This is a genomic window from Kocuria atrinae C3-8, assembly GCF_000286355.1.
GTDB lineage: Bacteria > Actinomycetota > Actinomycetes > Actinomycetales > Micrococcaceae > Kocuria > Kocuria atrinae_A.
This window is the reverse complement of record NZ_AJXN01000073.1, coordinates 1-5,338: the sequence shown is the minus strand read 5'-3', so window position 1 is coordinate 5,338 and position 5,338 is coordinate 1. Positions and strand designations below refer to the sequence as shown.

Here is a 5,338-nt window from a genome sequence, read left to right as displayed (position 1 = left end):
GCTCGCCGACGCCGCCGCCCACCTGTCGTCCGACGCCGACGGCTTGATCGCCACAGCCGCCGACGGCCACCGCGAAAACCTGGCCGTCATGATCCGCACCGAACCGCTCACCACCGTCTTCTCCGAGTACCCCTCGCGAGACCGCTCCGTCCGGTCATTTTGGAAACACTTGCGTCTGATCGAGGTAGCAGTTCCGGCGGGCAGCACCCAGGACGTGGATACATGGGAAGATGTGACCAGGTTCGATCTGCACTGAATCCACACGTCGAGGAGATGGCATGCCCGGACTTCCCACCACGCACGAACACTTCAACCAGGACGCGGACCAGACTCCCCCGGAAACCGAGGGCCAGGAACCCACGCGCCGTTGGGTTGACTGGGATGAAGCCCGCGAGATCGCCCACCGCATCCCCGAACCGCTGCCCAGCAGGTTGCTGCCGCTGACCGACGCCCTGGGTGAGACCCTCGCGGAGACCATCACCGCGATCATGCCGGTCCCCCATTACGCGTCCGCCGCGATCGACGGCTGGGCCGTGGCTGGTGAGGGTCCGTGGCGGATCCGCACTCCACAGCCCGCAGAGACCGATGAGCGGCTCCTGCTGACCCTGCCGCCGGACGAGCGCATCCTGCCCGTGGTCGAGCTGCGCCCGGGTGAGGCCACCCAGGTCCACGTCGGTTCGGCCGTGCCCGTGTACACCAAGGCCGTGCTGTCCGGTCACCGCGGTCACGTGGTTCCTGCACAGGCACCCGTGGACCACATGGATGAGTACCATCCGCAAGAGGGCGACACCCTGGAGGACGCCACCCCGGCGGCGTCGCTGATCCAGAACCAGGACGTGCGCGCGCTCGGCCAGGAAATTTCCGAGGGCGACGAGCTGCTGCGCATCGGCTGCCACCTCAACCCCGCGCACATCGGCCTGGCCGCGAGCGCCGGTCACGACATGCTTCCGGTGCTGCGCCGCCCGCGCGTGACGGTTTTGCTGGGCTTCGCGCACGTCGTGGAGGACGGCATTCCCGGCCCGGGCGAGGTCCGTGACGTCCTGGGGCCGCAGATTCCGGCCATACTGCACGACCTGGGCGCCAATGTGGATCAGGTTCGACGCGTGCCCGACGGCGCGCAGGGCGTGCTCACGGCACTCACCGAGTCGCCTTCCGGTGCCGGCTCACTGCTGGATGCCCGCGCGGAAATCGTGGTTACCACCGGCGGCACCGGCCACGGCGAGGACGACCACGTGCGGGAGGCCCTCACCGAGCTCGACGCCCACCTGATCATCGACGGCCTGGCCCAGGAACCCGCGCACGGCGTGATCCTGGCGCAGCTGCCGGACGACGGTCCCGTGGTGCTGGCGCTGCCCGGCAGTCCGCTGTCCGCGGTCACCGGATTGCTGAGTGTCGGCCACGCATTGATCGCCGGTGCCACCGGTCAGCCGTTGCCGAGGTACGTTCAGCCACCTCCGGGGCCGAGATCGAGCAGATCGGGCGCGTGCGCGTGATTCCCGCGTACTTCCAGGAGGGCCGCGTGCTGCCCGAGCCCGCAGTGGGCCCGGCCATGCTGTCCGGCATGGCGCACGCCGACGTTCTCATGGTGGTTCCGGCCGAGGGCCTGCGCCCCGGTCAGGACGTCAAGGTGCTGGGGCTTCCCTGGCGCCGGTGACCAGGCTTTAACCGCCGACGACGCCGCTCCGGCCGGAGCGCGTGTCGTGCGTTAAGGGTGGTTAGGTCGAGCGCGGAGTTCGGGGCGCGGCGACCGCTTCGACCCGTCAGGGATAAGGGCAACCGATGCGGTCGTGGTGGCCAGCTGTGTCAGGCACCCATGTCGGACAGCGTGCGTCAGGCAGCCGTGACGAAGAAGACGATGGCCCCGATGATGAACACGCTCGCGGCCAGCAGCGCGCACGTCAGCTCCAGGATGATACCGATACCCGCGGCCTTGAGCGCGACCCATGAAGTGTCCAGGGCGGTGCGGAAGTTGCGGTTGCGCACGGTTTCGGTCGCGAGCAGACCCACAACGAATCCGACGGGTAGACCCACCACCGGGATCACGAACATGCCGATGACACCCCCCGCACACCGAACAGCAGAGTGCGGTTGGGGATGGCGCGGCGTTTGAGTCGTGTTCCGGTGAGCACCAGGCTCGCAGACATGCCCGCCAGCAGCAGCGTGCCGCCGAGGGCGAGGACCACCCAGCCCTCCACGGATTGCACGACCAGCGCCCAGATGATCAATCCGATCAGCGCGGTGATGGACCCCGGCAACACGGGGATGACGATGCCCAGGCACCCGATGATGATGAGTACCGAGGTGGCGATGGTGGCAATAATCTCTGGGGTCACCGTCACATGGTACGGGCACGGCGAGCGAACTATACTTGCATTTAAATCGCCAATATTCGTGGATCGGATGGACGGTGCCCACTCTCGCCAAGCCCCAGGACCCCGCGCTCGCTCAGAAGAAGCACGGGAGATCATGGCACCGCACCGCCGGTAAGCCCGTGCGCTGGTGGATGATCGCTCTGATCCTGGTGATCGGTTTCCACCGATGGATCCCCGACACCCGGTGCTCATGGTCCACATGGTCACGCTGGGGCTGATCACCACCTCGATCATGGTGTGGTCACAGCACTTCACCGAGGCGCTGCTGCACAACCGGCTCGCCGACAGCCAACGCCCCCGCCAGATCCTGCGCATTTACGGGGTCACCGCGGGCACGGTTCTGCTGATGGTGGGCATGCTCGCGAACTGGTGGTGGCTCACGCTGGTGTCCGCAACGATCATCGGCGGGCTGCTCACGTGGCACGGCCTGTCCTTGCTGTCCCAGTTGCGCACGGCTCTGCCCGCGCGGTTCGGCATGACCGTGCGGTGGTACGCCGTGGCAGCGTTCTTCCTACCGGTGGGGGCGATCTTCGGCGCGATCCTGGCCCTGGATCTGGCCGACCCGTGGCACTCGCGATTGCTCCTGTCCCACCAGGCCGTGAACATCTTGGGCTTCGTGGGCCTCACGGTATCCGCGACCCTGCTCACCCTATGGCCGACCATGGTGCGCACGCGCATGGAAGAGGCGGCCACCACCCTGTCTCGCGTCGCCTGCCCGCCATGGCTGCGGGCAGTCTGGTGGCCGCCGGTGGTGCCCTGGGCGGCTGGGTTCCGTGGTGGTCCTCGGGTTGTTCGGCTACGCGGTGGGCGTGGGTGTGGTCGGCTGGATCATGATCCGCACCGGCATGCGCAAACTGCCCGAGGGCTACATGGGCTGGTCGGTGGCCTCCGGCATCGCGTGGCTATTCATCACGGTGGTGATCGCGCTGGTGCTCGTGGCGGTCCAGGGTGTCCAGATGAGCGTGATGGGCGCGTTGACCATTCCGTTCGTCGCGGGGTTCCTGCTGCAGACGCTGCTGGGCGCGATGAGCTACATCCTGCCGTCCACCATGGGCGGCGGACCGGCCACGGTGCGGGCCTCCCTAGCGGCCATCAACCGCGGCGGCGTCTACCGGGTCACAGTGTTGAACCTGTGCATCACCCTGTTCGCTCTGCCCGCCGGGATCTTGCCCTCGTGGGTGCGCGCCATGGTCTCGATCGTGGGCGCCGTGGCCTTCGCCGCGTTCATCCCCCTGATGATTTCCTCCGCCAAGATTTCGGTCGCCGGACGACGCCGCCTCATCGCCCAGCGCGCCGCATCCCAGTCCCCCGATGCGGACACCGCCGACGCCGCCGCGGGATCCGTTGCGCTGGGCATGCCCGGCACCGCAGGCGACCGTCCTCCGCTGGCGCATCCCAGGTGGATGCGGCCACGACAGTCGGTGGATCCAGTCCCGCGATTGCTGTCACTGGCGACGTGGAGCGCAAGCCCAAGCCCTTGCGTCAAATCGTGGCGGGTGTACTCACGGTCCTGCTCGCAGTGGGCGCGGGTATCGCCGTGGCGCCGCAATCGGCGGGGATCGGCTTGAGCGGCGGCGCACAAAATGCCGTGCAGGCCACCGGTAACACCACCGAAGTCACGATGCATGCCAATCAGGACATGCGTTTCGACCCCGGCGAGATCGAAGTCCCCGTGGGTGATCGGTTGGTGATCACACTCATCAACGATGACCCCACCAATGTGCACGACCTGGTCTTCGCCAACGGTGCGACATCCGGTCGTGTGGGTCCCGGCGAAACCACCGAGGTAGACGCCGGCATCATCACCGAAGCGCTCGAAGGCTGGTGCTCCGTGATCGGTCACCGTTCCATGGGCATGACGGTCAACGTGATTCCGGTGGATGAACAAGGCAACCCCGTGGGTGCGGCGGGACACGAGAACCATGGTGCGGAAGCGGCGTCGGCGGCGGATGATTCGCAGGACCCGGCCGCGGGAGTGGACTTCAACGCAGCACCCGGTAAGGCTTTCGAGGTGCGCGACCCGGCCCTGGACCCGGCACCGAACGAGACCGTGCACGAGTTGACCTTGGACGTTCAGGAAGTCGCCCGCGAGGTGGCACCCGGCGTGACCATGGACGCGTGGACGTTCAACGGCAATTACACGGGGCCCACATTGCGCGGCAAGGTGGGCGACGTGTTCGAGGTGACGCTGACCAACAGCGGGACCATGGGTCACTCGGTGGATTTCCACGCCGGAGATGTGTCGCCGGATGAGACGATGCGGACCATCGCGCCGGGGAATCGCTGGTGTATCGCTTCGAGGCGGTGCGCTCCGGGATTTGGCTGTACCACTGCTCGACCGCTCCGATGAGTACACATGTCGCTGCGGGTATGTTCGGCGCGGTGATCATCGACCCGCCCAACTTGCCCGATGTAGATCGTGAATACCTACTCGTGCAGAACGAGACCTATGTGACGGTGCCGTCCGCCGATCAGCCCGACCTGCCCGAGGGCGTAAACGCGTGGTGGATCCGGCGGGAATCGCTGCCGGGACGCCGTCCTTGACCATGTTCAACGGTCACGCGACGCAGTACATGCACGAGAAGTTGTCGGCTCGCACGGATGAGCGCGTGCGGATCTGGGTACTCGCGGCGGGGCCATCCAAGGGAACGAGTTTCCACGTGGTGGGCGGCCAGTTCGACACCGTGTACAAGGAAGGCGCGTACTTGCTGTCGCCCGAGACTCCCGGGAATCCGAGCGGCACCGGCGGGGCGCAGGCGCTGGACCTTGCCCCGGCGCAGGGCGGATTTGTGGAGATGTCGTTCCCGGAGGCCGGCACCTACACGTTCGTGAACCACTCCTTCGCGGAGGCCGAACGCGGCGCGCGGGGTCAGATCGAGGTCACGGAGTAGCGGGTAGCAAATCAGTCGACGTTACGGCCCGGAAAGTGCGTTTTCCGGGCCGTAACGTCGACTGAATTGCTACCC

General features: G+C 66.9%; 7 protein-coding genes and 2 pseudogenes. 8 read left to right on the top strand and 1 reads right to left on the bottom strand.

What is annotated here, in order from left to right:
- The 3 genes and pseudogenes from YO9_RS0108640 to YO9_RS17625 form a co-directional block, all read left to right on the top strand.
- A pseudogene (locus YO9_RS0108640) lies at nucleotides 1-256 on the top strand (molybdenum cofactor guanylyltransferase); the annotation flags it as partial.
- Nucleotides 257-278: 22 nt separating this feature from the next.
- Complete coding sequence (locus YO9_RS0108635) at nucleotides 279-1,493, top strand: molybdopterin-binding protein (RefSeq protein WP_223286301.1); 1,215 nt, start codon at nucleotides 279-281, stop codon at nucleotides 1,491-1,493.
- Nucleotides 1,484-1,654 (top strand): hypothetical protein, encoded by a 171-nt coding sequence (locus tag YO9_RS17625; RefSeq protein ID WP_016997122.1) that lies wholly within the window; start codon nucleotides 1,484-1,486, stop codon nucleotides 1,652-1,654. Before YO9_RS0108635 ends, YO9_RS17625 begins: the two co-directional genes overlap by 10 nt.
- Nucleotides 1,655-1,830: 176 nt before the next feature.
- Here YO9_RS17625 and YO9_RS0108630 read toward each other — a convergent pair.
- Nucleotides 1,831-2,468, bottom strand: a pseudogene (locus tag YO9_RS0108630) (DUF456 domain-containing protein).
- Between YO9_RS0108630 and YO9_RS17620 the strand changes: the two are divergent.
- The 5 genes from YO9_RS17620 to YO9_RS0108610 all read left to right on the top strand — a co-directional run bounded on the left by YO9_RS17620 (nucleotide 2,408) and on the right by YO9_RS0108610 (nucleotide 5,263).
- Nucleotides 2,408-2,590, top strand: a complete 183-nt coding sequence (locus YO9_RS17620) for a hypothetical protein (protein WP_016997121.1) — start codon at nucleotides 2,408-2,410, stop codon at nucleotides 2,588-2,590. The pseudogene YO9_RS0108630 and the gene YO9_RS17620 sit on opposite strands and share 61 nt — an antisense overlap.
- A 555-nt stretch (nucleotides 2,591-3,145) precedes the next feature.
- Nucleotides 3,146-3,940 (top strand): hypothetical protein, encoded by a 795-nt coding sequence (locus YO9_RS17615; RefSeq protein ID WP_016997119.1) that lies wholly within the window; start codon nucleotides 3,146-3,148, stop codon nucleotides 3,938-3,940.
- Nucleotides 3,829-4,722, top strand: coding sequence for a multicopper oxidase domain-containing protein (locus tag YO9_RS0108620; protein WP_223286300.1), 894 nt, complete (start codon nucleotides 3,829-3,831; stop codon nucleotides 4,720-4,722). Before YO9_RS17615 ends, YO9_RS0108620 begins: the two co-directional genes overlap by 112 nt.
- The gene (locus YO9_RS17610; RefSeq protein ID WP_223286299.1) at nucleotides 4,659-4,916 is read left to right on the top strand and encodes a cupredoxin domain-containing protein; all 258 of its coding nucleotides are present in this window, start codon (nucleotides 4,659-4,661) and stop codon (nucleotides 4,914-4,916) included. The genes YO9_RS0108620 and YO9_RS17610 overlap by 64 nt, the downstream gene beginning before the upstream one ends.
- Complete coding sequence (locus tag YO9_RS0108610; RefSeq protein WP_223286298.1) at nucleotides 4,874-5,263, top strand: cupredoxin domain-containing protein; 390 nt, start codon at nucleotides 4,874-4,876, stop codon at nucleotides 5,261-5,263. The genes YO9_RS17610 and YO9_RS0108610 overlap by 43 nt, the downstream gene beginning before the upstream one ends.
- Nucleotides 5,264-5,338 lie beyond the last annotated feature (75 nt).

Bases quoted from the DNA above. Each gene is read 5' to 3' on its own strand.
- YO9_RS0108635 (WP_223286301.1), top strand. From the start codon at position 279: ATGCCCGGACTTCCCACCACGCACGAACACTTCAACCAGGACGCGGAC.